A 15,234-nucleotide genomic window follows, 5' to 3' on the forward strand; every position below is an offset into this window, starting at 1 on the left:
AAAACTCCCCCTTGCGCCGTGCATGAGCGCACAAATGGCCGCCAAGCGCAAGCCGGGCGCCTTTGGGGAAAAGCGGCCAATGCGGGCGAGCGGGCGGCAAAGTGCCAAAAAAAGCGTCGTTTCCCATCGACGCGGGGCATGGCTTCTGTCTATCAGGCTGGCCATGCCCAATACGCCGCAACAGATCCAATCCGAGGAAAAGCTCGCCGGCCTGGTCCTGATCGGGGCCGCCGCGCTTGCGCTGATCTTCGCCAATACGGGCCTTGCCCATATCTATCACGCGATCCTCGAATTCAAATTCGGCCCGACCTGGCCGCGTTTCGGGACGTTCAGCGTCGAATATTGGATCGTCGACGGGCTGATGGCGATCTTCTTCCTGCTCGTCGGGCTCGAAGTGAAGCGCGAATGGTTCGAAGGGCGGCTGGCCACGCCCGAGGACCGGCGCCTGCCGATCATCGCCGCGCTGGGCGGGATGATCGTTCCCGCGCTCGTCTATCTCACCGTGATCGGCTTCGATCCCTCGCTCCAGTCGGGCTGGGCGATCCCGGCGGCGACCGACATCGCCTTCGCGATCGGCGTGCTTGCGATCCTCGGACGACATGCGCCCGCCTCGATCAAGCTATTGCTCGTCACCATCGCGATCGTCGATGACATCGGCGCGGTGGCGATCATCGCGCTCGTCTATACCGCCGATCTCAATACGCTCGCTCTCGCCGGGGCAGCGGGGATGGTCGCGATCATGTCCACCATGGCGCTCTATGGCGTGCGCAAGCTGCGCTGGTACATGATCGGTTTCTTCCTTCTCTGGTATTGCGTGCTCGCCTCGGGGGTCCATGCGACCATCGCCGGGGTGCTGGCAGCGCTCACCATTCCGCTCGGTAAGGGCGAGGAGCGCAGCCCGCTGAAGACGCTCGAGCATCGCATCCATCCCTGGGTGATGTTCGGCATCGTGCCCGTGTTCGGCTTTGCCGCCGCGGGGGTCGAACTGCCCGACAATATGGGCGCCCTGTTCCAGCCGCTTCCGCTGGCGATCATGCTGGGCCTGTTCGTGGGCAAGCAGATCGGCGTGTTCGGCACGGTCTATATCGCCTGCAAGACGCGCCTTGCGATGCGGCCGCGCGGCACACGCTGGATGCAGATCTGGGGCGCGGCGACGTTGTGTGGCATCGGCTTCACGATGAGCCTGTTCATCGGCGCGCTGGCTTTCCCGGGCAATCCCGAAGCGGTCGATGCCGCCAAGATCGGCACGCTGATGGGTTCGCTCATCTCGGCGCTTCTCGGCTTTGCCATTCTGCGGTTCTCCCACGCCCGTCCGTCGAGCGAGGGGCAGATCGAGCAGGCGGGCGAGATTTTCGGCGCCGACGACGAGACCAGTCTGCGCGAATAGGCGTTAGCGCGCCCGGGCCTGCCAGCCATTGTCGCGCGCTGCCCGTTCGGCGTCCGCATCGAAAGCTTCGCCTTCGATGAGGCCATCGACGAGTGCGCCGAGACGCGGATCGGGACCCGAGGCCATGCGATAGTCGCCGCTATCTTCGCCTTCCCTCGCGAACATGCCTTCGAGCGCCCAGTCGCCTCCCTCGTGGCAGGCAACCCCGCTGGCGGCCGGAGCCTCGAAGCTGCGGCAGGTGCGGCCGTCGCGGTCGTGGAAAGTCAGGCCGATGCGCACATCGCCGTCGGGAAGGGACGCCAGCTTCGTGTCGAGCGCTTCGTCAAGCGAGGCTGCAGCGATCATGCGGCCATCCTGTTCGACCGCGATCGCCCCCTCGCCGCCCTGCCCCAACTGCAGGCCGAGAAGCACCGCCAGCGCGAGGCTCGCGGCAACCGCGCCGCCGCGCAGCCAGCCGCGATTGTCATTGGCGGCGACGGGCGGCTTCTTCCGAAGGGGTGGCGGTGTGGCTTCCATCAGCGGAGCGAAGGCGGTGCGCAGATTGGCGCCCAACGCGCGATGATCGGCCGCGAGCGCCTGCAATTCGGGATCGGCGGCAACCCTTGCGGCCACCCTCCGGGCGGTCTCGCCGTCCAATTCGCCATCAAGCCAGGCGAAAAATTCCTCTTCCTCAGTCATCGTCTTTCTCACCCAGCAATTCCATGAGCGCCTTGCGCCCGCGCACGAGGCGGCTCGACACCGTGCCGATCGGCAGGTCGAGCAGTTCGGCGGTTTCGCGGTAGCCCATCCCGTCGATGAGGATGAGCGCCACCACTTCGCGTTGTTCCTCGGGCAGGTGGCCCATCGCCTCTAGCGCGGTCGAAAGATCGATCGCGGCTTCGGTCGCGGGACGCGGATCGTAGCCCACCGACTTTCCAGCCTCGGCATCGATCTCGCGGCTCGCTCGGCGCGAGGAAGCCCGCACCGTGTCGATCCACAGGTTGCGCGTCAGCCGGAACATCCAGCTGTCGAAGCGCGTGCCCGGCTCGAACCGGTCGCTCTTGCGCATCGCCCTTTCGCAGGCGCGCTGCACCAAATCGTCGGCATCGGCGGCCTGCGACGTCAGCCCGTAGGCGAATCGGCGCAACCTCGGGTAAACCTCGGTGAGTGCGGCTTCGAAATCGGCGTGCAACAGATTCATCGTCCTTCATGGGGATGAAACGTCAGGCGGCTGTCGTTTCATCCCTGAATATGCATAAATAGGGAAACCATCATGTCCAGACGCCGCCTTTTTCTCTTCGCATCGCTTTGCGCCGCGCTGACGCTTCCTTCGTCGGCACAGCTGATACCCGACCTGGGTTCGGTGACCGGCCCGGTGAAGGGCGTGTTGCCGCCCTTGCCGACGCGCGGAGTGCCGGTGGTCGATCAATTGCTCGGACAGGAAGAGGCCGCGCAAGAACTGGTCACGCCTTCACTCGACCGGCTGGGATCGAGCGGGCTTTCGGGCGAACTGTCAGGCGACACGCTCAAGAAGCTGCGCCGCGAACGTCTCGACCGGCTGGTTCGCGAGCATCGCGACGAACTGGAGGAGGATCGCGACGATCATCCCGTGCGACGCGGCGAACTGCTGCTGGTCGATCCCGATGCGGCGGGCCTTGCTGCCGCCACTGCCGCCGGCTTCACGCCGATCGAGGATCGAGAGCTCGAAGGCCTCGGCATCCGCATCGTGCGCGTTTCGGTGCCCGACAAGGCGGGCAACGTCCGCTCGGCGATCAAGCGGCTGCGCAAAATCGCGCCGGGCCTGACAGTCGATTACAACCATGTCTTCGAACCCGCCGGGGGCGCACTGGCCAGTTCGGCGGCGACCGTGCTTCAGGGAGGCGCTTCGGGACGCGGTGGATCGACCGTCGCGATCATCGATGGCGGCGTCGCAGCGCATCCCTCGCTGTCGGGCGCGTCGGTCCGCCAGCGTGCCTTTTCGGGCAAGGCCGTGGCGACCGGGCATGGCACCGCGGTCGCTTCGCTGCTGGTCGGCCACCAGGGCGCTTTCCATGGCGCGGCGCGCGGCGCGAACCTGCTGGTCGGCGATGTCTATGGCGGCAATCCTGCCGCCGGATCGGCCACCGCGATCGCCAGCGCAATCGGCTGGGCGGTCTCCCAAGGCGCGCATGTGGTGAACATCTCGCTCGTCGGGCCGCCCAATGCGCTGATCGAGCGCGCGGTGCGACGCGCCCGCGCCAAGGGAGCGCATATCGTTGCTGCGGTAGGCAATAACGGCCCCGCCGCGCCTGCTCCCTATCCCGCGAGCTATCAAGGCGTGCTCGCCATCACCGGGGTCGATGCCAAGGGACGCGCCCTGCGCGAAGCGGGGCGCAGCCCCAATCTCGCCTTTGCCGCGCCCGGCGCCGATATGGCGGCCGCGCTGATGGGCAAGGGCTATGGCACCGTGCGTGGCACCAGCTTTGCCGCGCCGCTCGCCAGCGCGCGTCTCCTGCGCGCGGGATCGCCCGCCGCGCTCGAGAAGGAAGCGGTCAAGGGCAAGGGCCGCGTGGGCAAGGGAATTGTCTGCGTCACTTGCCGGATCGACCCGCGAAAGGTCGGAGCGAAATAATTTTCATGGATGGCGGGATGAAGCGTCCGCCGGCTGTCGTTTTCGGGTTGTGAAGGGGGCGGTTATGGCCCCCGCCAACAAGGAGAATGACATGAAGACGCACCTCATCGCACTGGTCATGGCCAGCACCGCCACCCTCGCCGCGACCCCCGCTTCGGCGCAGCTGGTCGGCAATCTCGGCGGAACCATCAACAATACCGTCGGCGGCGCCGTGAACGGCACCGTAGGCGGCGTGACCCGCGGCACCCTTTCGGGCCAGGGCGGGCTTGTCGGCGGGATCGACAGCCGCGGCGCCCTGTCGGCGGCCGATGCCGTGACCAGCAGCGTCTCGGGCGCGGTGTCGGGCAATGCCTCGGGTTCGGCCGACGGCCGTGTCGATGCACGCGGCGGTTCGGCTTCGGGCAATGCCGGTCTTGCCGGCACGGTCGATGCGATCGCCGGTGGCGCCACGTCGGTTGCGGGCATGAATGGCAGCGGGCAGGCCTCGGGCCGTGCCTCGACCAGCAAGAATGCCGGCGTCAGCGTCAGCACGATGGGCAGCGATGCCCTCGGCAGCGCCGCCGGTTCGGCGCTGTCGGGCGCAGCGGGTTCAGCCGCTGCCGCACAGGGTGAAGCGCGCGGGCGCGCCGAAGGCGGCGCCGATGCTGCTGGCAACGCCCTGATCGCCGCGCGCCGCGAAACCGGCGCCGTTGCCGCAACCGCCCGCCAGTCGGCAAGCGGACGCGCGCAGGGCGCGGCCAGCGGCGCGGGTTCGCTCGCATCGCAGGCCAATGGTGCGAGCCTTCCGGTGTCGGGTAGCCTCGGCGCGCAGGGTTCGGGCCATGGTTCGGCCCATGCCCGCGCCGAAGCGGACGAAGAACGCCGCTAAAACTTTCCTTGCCGCAAAAAAAGGAAGGGCCCGCCGATCGGCGGGCCCTTTTGTTTGTGAAGGCTCGGGGGGCCTAGAGTTTTTCGGTCAGTTCGGGCACCGCCTTGAAGAGGTCCGCGACGAGGCCGATGTCGGCGACCTGGAAAATGGGCGCTTCCTCGTCCTTGTTGATCGCGATGATCGTCTTGCTGTCTTTCATCCCGGCAAGATGCTGGATCGCGCCCGAGATGCCGATCGCGATATAGACTTCGGGAGCAACGATCTTGCCGGTCTGGCCGACCTGATAGTCGTTGGGGGCATAGCCCGCATCGACCGCCGCGCGGCTGGCGCCCACCGCGGCATTGAGCTTGTCGGCGAGCGGGTCGAGCAGCTTGTGGAAATCTTCTTCCGAACCGAAGGCACGGCCACCCGAAACGATCACGCCCGCGCTGGTCAGCTCGGGACGGTCTCCTTCGGACAGTTCGGCTCCGACGAAGCTCGACTTGCCGCCGGACGAGCCCGCGTCGATCGTTTCCACCTCGGCGCTGCCGCCTTGCGCCGACGCCTTGTCGAAGGCGGTGCCGCGAACGGTGATCACCTTCTTGGCATCGCTCGACTTCACCCTGGCGATGGCATTGCCGGCATAGATGGGCCGAGTGAAGGTATCTTCGCCTTCGACCGAGATGATGTCGGAAATCTGCATCACGTCGAGCTTGGCGGCGACGCGCGGCGCGACATTCTTGCCCGTGGTAGTGGCGGGCGCGAGGAAAGCGTCATGATGACCCATCTGGTCGATGATGATCGGCGCGACATCCTCGGCCAGCTGATGTTCGAGATGCGCGGCGTCGGCGACATGCACCTTGCCCACGCCATCGATCGCGGCGGCGGCCTTGGCGATGTCGCCCACATTGGAGCCCGCGACGAGCAGATGGATTTCGCCCAATGCCTTGGCGGCGGTCACGGTCGAAAGGGTGGCATCCTTGATGGCGCTGCCGTCATGTTCGACGAGAACGAGCGTTTTCATGTCAGGCAACTCCCATGTCTTTGAGCTTGGCGACGAGGTCGTCGACCGAATCCACCTTGATCCCGGCTTCGCGCTTGGGCGGCTCGGTCACTTCGAGCGTCTCGAGACGCGGCGCGATGTCCACGCCATAATCCTCGGGGGTCTTGGTCGCGAGCGGCTTGGACTTGGCCTTCATGATGTTGGGAAGGCTCGGATAGCGCGGCTCGTTGAGGCGAAGATCGGTGGTGATCACCGCGGGGGTAGCGAGTTTTACCGTTTCGAGGCCGCCATCGACTTCACGGGTCACGCCGACCCTGTCGCCATCCACTTCGACCTTCGATGCGAAGGTGCCCTGGGGCCAGTCGAGCAAGGCGGCGAGCATCTGGCCGGTCTGGTTCGAATCGTCGTCGATCGCCTGCTTGCCCAGGATGAAGAGATCGGGCTGTTCTTCCTCGGCGACCTTCGCAAGCAGCTTGGCGACGCCGAGCGGTTCGACCGTTTCGTCGGTCTGGATGTGGATGGCGCGGTCGGCGCCGATCGCGATCGCGGTACGCAGCGTTTCCTGCGCCTTGGCCGGGCCGATCGAGACCGCGACGACTTCGGTCGCGACGCCCTTTTCCTTGAGCCGGACGGCTTCCTCGACGGCGATCTCGTCGAAGGGGTTCATCGACATCTTCACATTCTGGAGATCGACACCGCTGCCGTCCATCTTGACGCGCGGTTTCACATTATAATCGATCACCCGTTTCACGGCGACGAGCAGTTTCATGCGTCTCTCCTGGGAGGATTGTTTTGCCAGCGCATATGGTCGGGAGAGAAGCGCGCGTCAAATGGTCAAAGTTCCGTAGCGGCGCATCGGACCGGATTCGCAACAATCAGGCGCATCCATGGGTTGGGGCCTCATGGGTATGCACCAGGGCGATGGCATCTGCTGCGATCCGCACAGCGTGGCGGACGTCGTCGACTGTCTGTCGCGCATCGCCGAGGAACATGGATCGGTGTCGGTCGGCGACATTGTCGACGGGCTGGGGACGCGCACCTACGGCCCCTTGCTCATCATCCCCGCGCTGATCGATCTGAGCCCGCTGGGTGCGATCCCGGGACTGCCCACCATGCTCGCGATCCTGGTCGCGATCCTTGCCGTGCAGATGTTGCGCGGGGCGCATCATCTGTGGATTCCGGACGTCGTCGAAAACCGCGCGATATCTTCGCAGAAACTGGCGGCGGCGACGCGGCGGCTGCGGCCCATCGCGCGGTGGCTCGACCGCCATTTTCATGGTCGGATGACTTATCTGACGCAGGGGCGCGCGGTGCGCATCGCCGCGCTCATCATCCTCTTCTTCTGCCTGACGGTGCCGCCGCTCGAATTCCTGCCGCTCGCGGCGAGCGGGCCGATGGCGGCAATCGGCGCCTTCGGCCTGGCTCTCCTCGTGCGCGACGGAGCGCTGATGCTGTTCGCGGGCGCGGTCGGGCTTGGCACCGTGATCATTGCCGCCGTGCAATTGCTCGGCGGCTGATCGGGCTTCAGGCGGCTTCCTTCACCTGCGCGACGATTTTCTTGGCGGCATCGCCGAGATCGTCGGCGGCGATAATCGGCAGCCCCGAATTGTTGAGGATTTCCTTGCCCTTATCGACATTGGTGCCTTCGAGGCGCACCACCAGCGGAACATCGAGATCGACTTCCTTGGCCGCCGCGACGATGCCCTCGGCGATGGTGTCGCAGCGCATGATACCGCCGAAGATGTTGACGAGGATGCCCTTCACCGCGGGATCCGAGAGAATGATCTTGAAGGCCGCGGTGACCTTTTCCTTGTCGGCACCGCCGCCGACGTCGAGGAAGTTGGCGGGGAAGGCGCCATTGAGCTTGATGATGTCCATCGTCGCCATGGCGAGGCCCGCGCCGTTGACCATGCAGCCGATGTCGCCGTCGAGCTTGATGTAGGCCAGGTCATATTTGGAGGCCTCGACTTCCATCGGGTCTTCCTCGGTGAGGTCGCGCAGTTCGGCGATCTCGGGATGGCGGAACATCGCATTGCTGTCGAAGCCGACCTTGGCGTCGAGGACGACCAGTTCGTCATCCTCGGTGACGGCGAGCGGGTTGATCTCGATCTGGCTCGCATCGGTGCCCATGAAGGCCTTGTAGAGCGAGGCGGTAACCTTGGCGGCCTGCTTGGCGAGCGCACCCGAAAGGCCGAGCGCGGCGGCGACCGAGCGGCCATGGTGCGGCATCAGGCCGGTTGCGGGATCGACGATGATGGTGCGGATCTTCTCGGGCGTTTCATGCGCCACTTCCTCGATATCCATGCCGCCTTCGGTCGAGGCGACGATCGCGAGACGACCGGTGGCCCGATCGACGAGCATGGCGAGATAGAATTCCTTGGCAATGTCGACGCCATCGGTGACGTAGAGGCGCTGGACTTCCTTGCCTTCCTCGCCGGTCTGGACTGTGACCAGCGTGTTGCCGAGCATGTCCTCGGCATGGGCGCGCACTTCGTCGAGCGACTTGGCGAGGCGGACGCCGCCCTTCGACCCTTCGGGCAATTCCTTGAAGCTGCCCTTGCCACGACCGCCGGCATGGATCTGCGCCTTGACCACCCACAGCGGCCCCGGGAGCTTCTTCGCGGCCTCGACGGCTTCCTCGACGCTCATCGCGGCATGGCCGGCGGGCACGGGCGCGCCGAATTTCGCGAGCAATTCCTTGGCCTGATATTCATGGATGTTCATGGGAGAATCCTGCTGGCTGGTCTGACTTTGCGCGCCCTAAAGCATATCGAGAGCGCGAGGAAAAGCCGCTAGAGGGATAAGAGTGCCCGACGAATCCGCCCACCCCCAGCGCAAGATCATCCATATCGACATGGATGCCTTCTTCGCCAGCGTCGAACAGCGCGACGATCCGTCGCTACGCGGCCGACCGGTGGCGGTGGGGGGCGGACATCGCGGCGTGGTGGCCGCAGCAAGCTATGAAGCGCGCAAGTTCGGGGTGCGTTCGGCCATGCCCTCGGTCACCGCGCGGCGGCGCTGCCCCGACCTTGTCTTCGTGAAGCCGCGTTTCGAGGTCTATCGCGCGGTCTCGCAGCAGATCCGGGCGATTTTCGCGCATCATACCGATCTCATCGAACCCTTGAGCCTCGATGAAGCCTATCTCGACGTCAGCGAGGACCGCCACGGCCTCGGCAGCGCGCGCGCCATCGCCGAGGACATTCGCGCCCGCATCCGCGCCGAAACGGGGCTCACCGCCTCGGCGGGAGTTTCCTACTGCAAGTTCATCGCCAAGCTCGCTTCGGACCAGAACAAGCCCGATGGCACCTGCGTCATCCCGCCCTCGAAAGGCCCGGCCTTCGTCGCGGCGCTCCCGGTGAGCCGCTTTCACGGCGTTGGGCCCAAGACCGCGCAGAAGATGGAGCGGCTCGGCATCCACACGGGCGCCGATCTCGCGGCCTGGCCGCTTGCCGAACTGGAAGCGCGGTTCGGATCGTCGGGGCGCTGGTACCATCGCATCGCGCGCGGGATCGATGACCGGCCGGTGCGCGCTAGCCGCCAGCGCAAGTCGGTCTCGACCGAGGATACGTTCGGCGAGGACCTGATCGCGCATGAGCGACTGGCCGAGGAGTTGCAGCGGATCGGCGAGCGAAGCTGGGAGCGGATCGAAAAAGCCGATTTCCGGGGCCGCACGGTGACGCTCAAGGTCAAGTTCGCCGATTTCACGATCATCACCAGGTCGCGCAGCATGGCGGGAGCGGTCGGAAAAAAGGCGGATTTCCTGCGGATCGGGCAGGATCTTCTCGCCCAGCTGATGCCGCTGCCAAAGCCCGTCCGCCTGCTCGGGTTCGGGTTGCATTCGCCAGTCGTGGAGGAAGAGGACGGGCCCCTGCAACTGGGACTCGAAATCTAGGTCATTTTCTGTTATATAATATGTGCATAGCCGTCATGGTCACATGGCGGCGCTTTCTTAACGACTTAGCTGAGGACTGGCTCGGCCGTGCCGACCATCGCTATTGGGGGGCGACGACAACGGCAGGCGGGCCGGGGACAGGCGACTAACGAAAGGCAATTTTTTATGGCGAGTAAAGCGCTTAGCTTCGATGTGGGCGATTATGTCGTGTACCCCAAACATGGTGTCGGCAAGGTTGTCGAACTCCAGTCGACCGAGATCGCCGGTGCCAAGCTCGATCTTTATGTCCTGCGTTTCGAAAAGGAAAAGATGACGCTGCGGGTTCCCGTCAACAAGGCGGAATCGACCGGCATGCGCAAGCTGTCCTCGGACAAGGCGATGAAGGACGCGCTCGAGACCCTCAAGGGCAAGCCCAAGGTCAAGCGCACCATGTGGTCGCGCCGTGCGCAGGAATATGAAGCCAAGATCAACTCGGGCGATCTCATCCTGATCGCCGAAGTGACCCGCGATCTCTTCCGCGCCGACGACCAGCCCGAGCAGAGCTATTCGGAACGGCAGATCTTCGAAGCGGCTTCCTCACGCCTCGCGCGCGAACTGGCCGCGATGGAAAAGACCGACGAGCCGACCGCATTGAAGAAGATCCTCAAGATCCTCAACGAAGCCGCGGCGATCTGGAACGCGGAGAAGGAAGAAGCCTGATCTGGCTTTTCCTTCCAGCCAAAGATGAAGGGCGCGGGGAGCCGGATGGCTCCCGCGCCCTTTTTCATTCTTGCTTCCATCGATGCTTCGCTGTATTAAGTCAGCAATACAGATGGGAGAGCATCGAATGAAGATCCTTGGCATCGTTGGCGCCGCGGCATTGCTTGCAGGCTGCAACTGGGGCGACGTTCCGCTGGCCGATCCGGGCGCGGACGTAAGCGAATCGCGCAGCATCGGCGACTTCACCAGCCTTTCGGTGGGCGGCCCGCACGAAGTGACCGTTACCACCGGCCAGGCCCCTTCCCTGACCATCAGCGGCCCCGAGAAACTGGTCGAGAATAGCGAGATCAGCGAGGAAGATGGCGAACTGCGCATCCGGCAGAAGGATGGAAACTGGAATTGGCGCTCGGGCAAGGTCAAAGTCGCGATCGGGGTTCCCGCGATCGAGAAAGCAACGCTCGGCGGATCGGGCAAGATCGCCATCGACCTAATCGAAAGCGACAATTTCGAAGGTCGGGTGTCGGGATCGGGCAATCTCGAAATCGCACAGCTCAACGCCCAGCGCACCAGCCTGTCGGTCACCGGGTCGGGCGACATCAAGGCCGCCGGGTCGAGCGATGAACTTACCGTCGGCGTGACGGGATCGGGCGATGTCGACAGCCGCGACCTCGTCGCACGCACCGCCAATCTTTCGGTCACCGGATCGGGCGATATTCGCGCCCATGTCACCGAAAGCGTCGATGCGCGGGTCACCGGATCGGGCGACATTGACGTGACCGGTGGCGCGACCTGCACGCGCAAGTCGAGCGGGTCGGGCGACATTCACTGCGACTGATGCGGCTGTTGTCGAGAAATTAACCATGTCGGGCGATGATCTGTGACCATGAAGATCATCGCCCTTCTCCTTTCGCTTTGTGCCCTGGCTGCTCCCGCATCGGCGCAGCAGCGCAACTATACCGTCACCAGCTTCACCCAATTGCGCGTCGATGGCGCGATCCATGTCAAGCTGACCACCGACAGCGCGCCCTTCGCGCGGGCCAGCGGCAAGGCCGCCGCGACCAATGCGGTCGATATCCGCATGAACGGCCGGACGCTCACCATTTCCCTGCGCCGCGATGCCTGGGGCGCCTATCCCGGCGACGATGGCGGTCCGCTGCTGGTCGAAGTGGGAACCCACCGGATCGAGCGTGCATCGCTTAGCGGATCGGGTCGTCTCGATATCGACCGGCTTGAGGGAATGAAGGCGGGCCTTGCGCTTCGCGGCGCGGGATCGCTTCAGGTTGGGGCGATCGAACTGGACGAGTTTACCCTGCTGGTCGCGGGCGCGGGGAGCGCACGGATCGCGGGCAGCGCCAAGCAAGCCAGCATCAAGGTGCAGGGCCTATCGGCACTCGATGCCGCCAATTTCATGGCCGACGAATTGAGCATGGCGGTCGAGGGACCCGCGCTGGTGCGGATCGGCGCCGATGACAGCCTCGACCTGTCGGTTGCGGGAGCCGCTGATATCGTGGTGAGCGGCAATCCCGCCTGCACGATGACGGTGCGCGGCGCGGCCAGCATCTCGGGGTGCCGCCGCTAGTCAGACCAGCGCCAGCGCCGCCAGCTTTCCGTAGAGCCTCGGGGGCAGTTCGGCGATGCCCGAACCGTCGTCATCGGTGCCCGGCGCATCCTTGTCCTCAAGATAGCGCCAGCCCTGGTGGGCGCGCTTGGGCGTGGCCGCGATCGCTTCCAGCCGGTCCGAAAGCACGATGTCCCAGCGCCCGTCATTGCGCTGCTCGAACCCGAGAATCGGCGAGCGGGCCACCAGCCGATGCTTGACGATCCAGTGAAGGCAGCCGCCGCGCACTACCTCTTCATGGCGACGCGGGCGCCGCTTGGTGACGATGCGCACTTTCCCGCCATTCGAGCGCGCGGCAATGCGCTTTTCGAGCGCGGGCAGGGTCGCGCAGCCAAAGGCCACCTTGGTCATGTGAACGGGAGGAAGAGCGTCGGACACCTGCCTTCAAGTGGCGGAATCGACTGCGCTTTTCAAGGGCTTAGAGCAGGACCACGCTGGCGAGGCCGAGAAAGGCGAAGAAGCCCATCGTGTCGGTGACGGTGGTAACGAAGACCGAGGAAGCCACCGCGGGGTCGGCGCCGAAGCGGTCGAGCGTGACCGGCACGAGCACCCCGGCCAGTCCGGCGACCACGATGTTGAAAAGGATCGCAGCTGCAATCACCCAGCCGAGCGTGAAGTCGAGGAACAGCGTCACCCCTGCGCCCAGAAGGATGGCGATGGTTGCGCCGTTGAGGATCGCCACGCGGAACTCGCGGTTGACCGCGCGCCAGCGGTTGGCGCCGGTAAGCTGGTTGGTGGCGATAGCGCGCACCGTGACCGCGAGCGCCTGCGTCCCCGCATTGCCTCCCAGTGCGGCGACGATCGGCATCAGCGCGGCGAGGATCGCGAGCCTCGCGATGGTGCCTTCGAACATCGAGATCACGAAGGTCGCGATGAGCGCGGTGCCCAGATTCGCAATCAGCCAGCGCACCCGGTCGCGATAGGCTTCGCGCACGGGCTCGTTGATGTCGCCTTCGCCCGCGCCCGAGAGGAGCAGGGCGTCCTCGCCCGCTTCTTCCTGGACGATGTGGACGATGTCATCGACCGTCACCATCCCGACGAGCCGCCCCTCGGCATCGACGACAGCCGCGGAAATGAGCGCATATTTCTGGAATTTGAGCGCGACCTCTTCCTGGTCCATCTGCGCGGGGATGAGCGTCTGCTCTTCCTGCATGATCGCGTTGATCGGCACGTTGCGCGGGGTGCGCAGCAACGTAGAGAGCTTGCAGGTCCCTACCGGGTGATGGTTGGGGCCGACCACGAAAACTTCCCAGAAATCGTCGGCCAGATCGGCGTCCGAGCGCATATAGTCGATCACCTGCCCGACATTCCAATGCTCGGGCACCGCGATGAGATCGCGCTGCATGATGCGGCCCGCGCTCTCTTCGGGATAGGACAGCGCTTCCTCGACCGCGGCGCGATCATCGGGCTGCATCTCGGCGAGAATCGCCTGCTGGTCCTCTTCCTCGAGATCCTCGAGCACCGCGACCGCATCGTCGGTATCCATCTCGCTGGTCAGCTCGGCGGCGGCCTGCGGGTCCATTTCCTCGATCACGAGCTCGCGGACATGCTCGTTCATCTCGGCATAGACGTCGGCGTCGACCTCGGGGCCGAGCGCGGTAATCAGCGCGACGCGATCTTCCTCGCGCGCCAGTTCGATGAGGTCGGCGACATCGGCGGGATGGAGCGGCTCGACCAGCCGCAGCGCGTCCTCGACACGGCCTTCCTCGACCGCTTCGAGCACGTCGCGCACATATTGGGGAAGGAGGCGATCCTCCTCGTCGTGGATGCCATCCTCTTCATGGGGAAGCGTGCTTGGTTCGGTCATGCAATCCCCCCTGGCTGAACAGGCTCCTCCTATGCGCTGCCGATGGCGAGCGCAACATGGCTGGCGGCGCAGCCGATGATCGCGGGCCTAGCCTTGCGCCGCCATGCCGCCTACATGGGCGCCCAACCCAATCTCGAGGAGAAGCCTCCATGGCCGATAAATTGACCCTGACCCTTTCCACCGGCGGCGATGTCGTCATCAAGCTGCGCCCCGACCTTGCACCCGGCCATGTCGAGCGCATCACCACGCTGGTGAAGGACGGATTTTACGACGGGGTGGTTTTCCACCGCGTGATCCCGGGCTTCATGGCGCAGGGCGGCGATCCCACCGGCACCGGCACCGGCGGCAGCGACCTTCCCGACCTCAAGGCCGAATTCACCGAGGCCCCGCACGTTCGTGGCACCTGCTCGATGGCGCGGACTCCCGATCCCAACTCGGCCAACAGCCAGTTCTTCATCTGCTTCGACGATGCGCGTTTCCTCGACGGTCAATATACCGTCTGGGGCCAGGTCGAGAGCGGCATGGAATATGTCGACAAGCTGCCCACCGGCGAACCCGTGCCGAACCCGGGCAAGATCGAGAAAGCGACCATCGGCGAATGACCGCTCCGGTCACGTTGATTACCGGCGCCTCGGCGGGGCTGGGCGTGGATTTCGCGCGTCGCTATGCGGCGCGCGGACATCGGCTCGTCCTTGCCGCTCGGCGGCTCGACCGGCTCGAGGCGCTGGCGAGCGAGCTGGGCAATGCCCGCGCGGTCGCCATCGACCTGTCGCAAGCGGGTGCCGCCGAAAAGCTGCTGGCCGACGTGACGGCGGCGGGCGAGCATGTCGATCTGCTCGTCAACAATGCGGGGTTCGGCCTCGTGGGGCGGTTCGACCAGCTGAGCGGCGCCAGGCAGCGCGAAATGATCGACCTCAATGTCGGCGCGCTCACCGAGCTGGCGCATGGCGTGGTCGGCCCGATGAAGGAGCGCGGGCGCGGGACCATCATCAATGTCGCTTCGACCGCTTCCTTCCAGCCGGGGCCCGGCATGGCGGTCTATTTTGCCACCAAGGCCTATGTGCTGAGCTTCAGCGAAGCGCTGCACGAGGAATTGAAGCCCCATGGCGTGCATGTGTCGGCGCTTTGCCCGGGGCCGACCTCGACCGAATTCGGCGATGTGGCGGGCTTTGGCGGAAACAAGGCGGTCGAGACGCTGGCGGCCGAGCCCGGCGCGGTGGTCGATGCGGGGATCGCGGGAGCCGACCGCAACCGCGCGGTGGTCGTCCCGGGCATGACCAACAAGCTCAGCGCGCAGGCCAACCGCTTCCTGCCCCGTGCGGCGATCCGCAAGATCGTGGGCATCATCAAAAAGTGATGCTGCGGTGCGATTTCGCACTTGCACAATTTGT

At 65.2% G+C, this 15,234-nt stretch carries 17 protein-coding genes; 10 read left to right on the top strand and 7 right to left on the bottom strand.

Annotated features, from left to right (window positions below):
• Nucleotides 1-163 precede the first annotated feature (163 nt).
• The gene (gene nhaA, locus FHS50_RS08345) at nt 164-1,387 is read left to right on the top strand and encodes a Na+/H+ antiporter NhaA (RefSeq protein WP_183933997.1); all 1,224 of its coding nucleotides are present in this window, start codon (nt 164-166) and stop codon (nt 1,385-1,387) included.
• Nucleotides 1,388-1,390: 3 nt separating this feature from the next.
• Here nhaA and FHS50_RS08350 read toward each other — a convergent pair whose 3' ends face one another.
• Complete coding sequence (locus tag FHS50_RS08350; RefSeq protein WP_183933998.1) at nt 1,391-2,077, bottom strand: anti-sigma factor; 687 nt, start codon at nt 2,075-2,077, stop codon at nt 1,391-1,393.
• Entirely contained in the window at nt 2,058-2,567 is a 510-nt protein-coding gene (locus FHS50_RS08355; RefSeq protein ID WP_183933999.1) for an RNA polymerase sigma factor, read from the bottom strand. The genes FHS50_RS08350 and FHS50_RS08355 overlap by 20 nt, the downstream gene beginning before the upstream one ends.
• A gap of 72 nt (nt 2,568-2,639) precedes the next feature.
• Between FHS50_RS08355 and FHS50_RS08360 the strand changes: the two genes are divergently transcribed.
• Together FHS50_RS08360 and FHS50_RS08365 are read left to right on the top strand one after the other, a co-directional pair.
• Nucleotides 2,640-3,977 carry a S8 family serine peptidase gene (locus tag FHS50_RS08360; RefSeq protein WP_183934000.1) on the top strand — a complete coding sequence of 446 codons (1,338 nt, stop codon included), beginning with the start codon at nt 2,640-2,642 and terminating at the stop codon, nt 3,975-3,977.
• A gap of 91 nt (nt 3,978-4,068) precedes the next feature.
• On the top strand, nt 4,069-4,845 hold the full coding sequence (locus FHS50_RS08365; protein WP_183934001.1) for a hypothetical protein: 777 nt from the start codon (nt 4,069-4,071) through the stop codon (nt 4,843-4,845).
• A gap of 73 nt (nt 4,846-4,918) precedes the next feature.
• Here the strand turns inward: FHS50_RS08365 and FHS50_RS08370 are convergent, their stop codons facing one another.
• Both FHS50_RS08370 and FHS50_RS08375 read right to left on the bottom strand, forming a co-directional pair.
• A complete protein-coding gene (locus FHS50_RS08370) occupies nt 4,919-5,848 on the bottom strand; it encodes an electron transfer flavoprotein subunit alpha/FixB family protein (protein ID WP_183934002.1) in 930 nt (309 codons plus the stop codon).
• A 1-nt stretch (nt 5,849) separates the two neighbouring features.
• Nucleotides 5,850-6,596 (bottom strand): electron transfer flavoprotein subunit beta/FixA family protein, encoded by a 747-nt coding sequence (locus tag FHS50_RS08375; RefSeq protein ID WP_183934003.1) that lies wholly within the window; start codon nt 6,594-6,596, stop codon nt 5,850-5,852.
• Nucleotides 6,597-6,714: 118 nt separating this feature from the next.
• On the opposite strand from FHS50_RS08375, the gene FHS50_RS08380 reads away from it, so the two are divergent.
• Nucleotides 6,715-7,344 (top strand): exopolysaccharide biosynthesis protein, encoded by a 630-nt coding sequence (locus FHS50_RS08380; RefSeq protein WP_183934004.1) that lies wholly within the window; start codon nt 6,715-6,717, stop codon nt 7,342-7,344.
• Nucleotides 7,345-7,351: 7 nt separating this feature from the next.
• On the opposite strand, the gene sucC is transcribed toward FHS50_RS08380, so the two are convergent.
• Nucleotides 7,352-8,551: an ADP-forming succinate--CoA ligase subunit beta gene (gene sucC, locus FHS50_RS08385; protein WP_183934005.1), complete on the bottom strand. Its 1,200-nt coding sequence runs from the start codon at nt 8,549-8,551 to the stop codon at nt 7,352-7,354.
• Between the two features lie 82 nt (nt 8,552-8,633).
• Here sucC and dinB point away from each other — a divergent pair, with 82 nt between their 5' ends.
• From dinB to FHS50_RS08405, 4 genes are all read left to right on the top strand, one after another.
• Nucleotides 8,634-9,719 carry a DNA polymerase IV gene (gene dinB / locus FHS50_RS08390; RefSeq protein WP_265569298.1) on the top strand — a complete coding sequence of 362 codons (1,086 nt, stop codon included), beginning with the start codon at nt 8,634-8,636 and terminating at the stop codon, nt 9,717-9,719.
• Between the two features lie 165 nt (nt 9,720-9,884).
• Nucleotides 9,885-10,418, top strand: a complete 534-nt coding sequence (locus tag FHS50_RS08395; protein ID WP_183934006.1) for a CarD family transcriptional regulator — start codon at nt 9,885-9,887, stop codon at nt 10,416-10,418.
• Nucleotides 10,419-10,545: 127 nt separating this feature from the next.
• Nucleotides 10,546-11,253: a head GIN domain-containing protein gene (locus FHS50_RS08400; protein ID WP_183934007.1), complete on the top strand. Its 708-nt coding sequence runs from the start codon at nt 10,546-10,548 to the stop codon at nt 11,251-11,253.
• A 48-nt stretch (nt 11,254-11,301) separates the two neighbouring features.
• The gene (locus FHS50_RS08405; protein ID WP_183934008.1) at nt 11,302-11,997 is read left to right on the top strand and encodes a GIN domain-containing protein; all 696 of its coding nucleotides are present in this window, start codon (nt 11,302-11,304) and stop codon (nt 11,995-11,997) included.
• Here the strand turns inward: FHS50_RS08405 and FHS50_RS08410 are convergent, their stop codons facing one another.
• Complete coding sequence (locus FHS50_RS08410) at nt 11,998-12,387, bottom strand: DUF1489 family protein (RefSeq protein ID WP_183934009.1); 390 nt, start codon at nt 12,385-12,387, stop codon at nt 11,998-12,000.
• 67 nt (nt 12,388-12,454) lie between these two features.
• Nucleotides 12,455-13,843 (bottom strand): magnesium transporter, encoded by a 1,389-nt coding sequence (mgtE, locus tag FHS50_RS08415; RefSeq protein ID WP_183934010.1) that lies wholly within the window; start codon nt 13,841-13,843, stop codon nt 12,455-12,457.
• Between the two features lie 149 nt (nt 13,844-13,992).
• Between mgtE and FHS50_RS08420 the strand changes: the two genes are divergently transcribed.
• Together FHS50_RS08420 and FHS50_RS08425 are read left to right on the top strand one after the other, a co-directional pair.
• Nucleotides 13,993-14,445, top strand: coding sequence for a peptidylprolyl isomerase (locus FHS50_RS08420; RefSeq protein WP_183934011.1), 453 nt, complete (start codon nt 13,993-13,995; stop codon nt 14,443-14,445).
• Complete coding sequence (locus tag FHS50_RS08425; protein ID WP_183934012.1) at nt 14,442-15,200, top strand: SDR family NAD(P)-dependent oxidoreductase; 759 nt, start codon at nt 14,442-14,444, stop codon at nt 15,198-15,200. Before FHS50_RS08420 ends, FHS50_RS08425 begins: the two co-directional genes overlap by 4 nt.
• Nucleotides 15,201-15,234: the final 34 nt, after the last annotated feature.

Origin of the sequence: Sphingomicrobium lutaoense, assembly GCF_014195685.1 — a bacterium.
Lineage (GTDB): Bacteria > Pseudomonadota > Alphaproteobacteria > Sphingomonadales > Sphingomonadaceae > Sphingomicrobium > Sphingomicrobium lutaoense.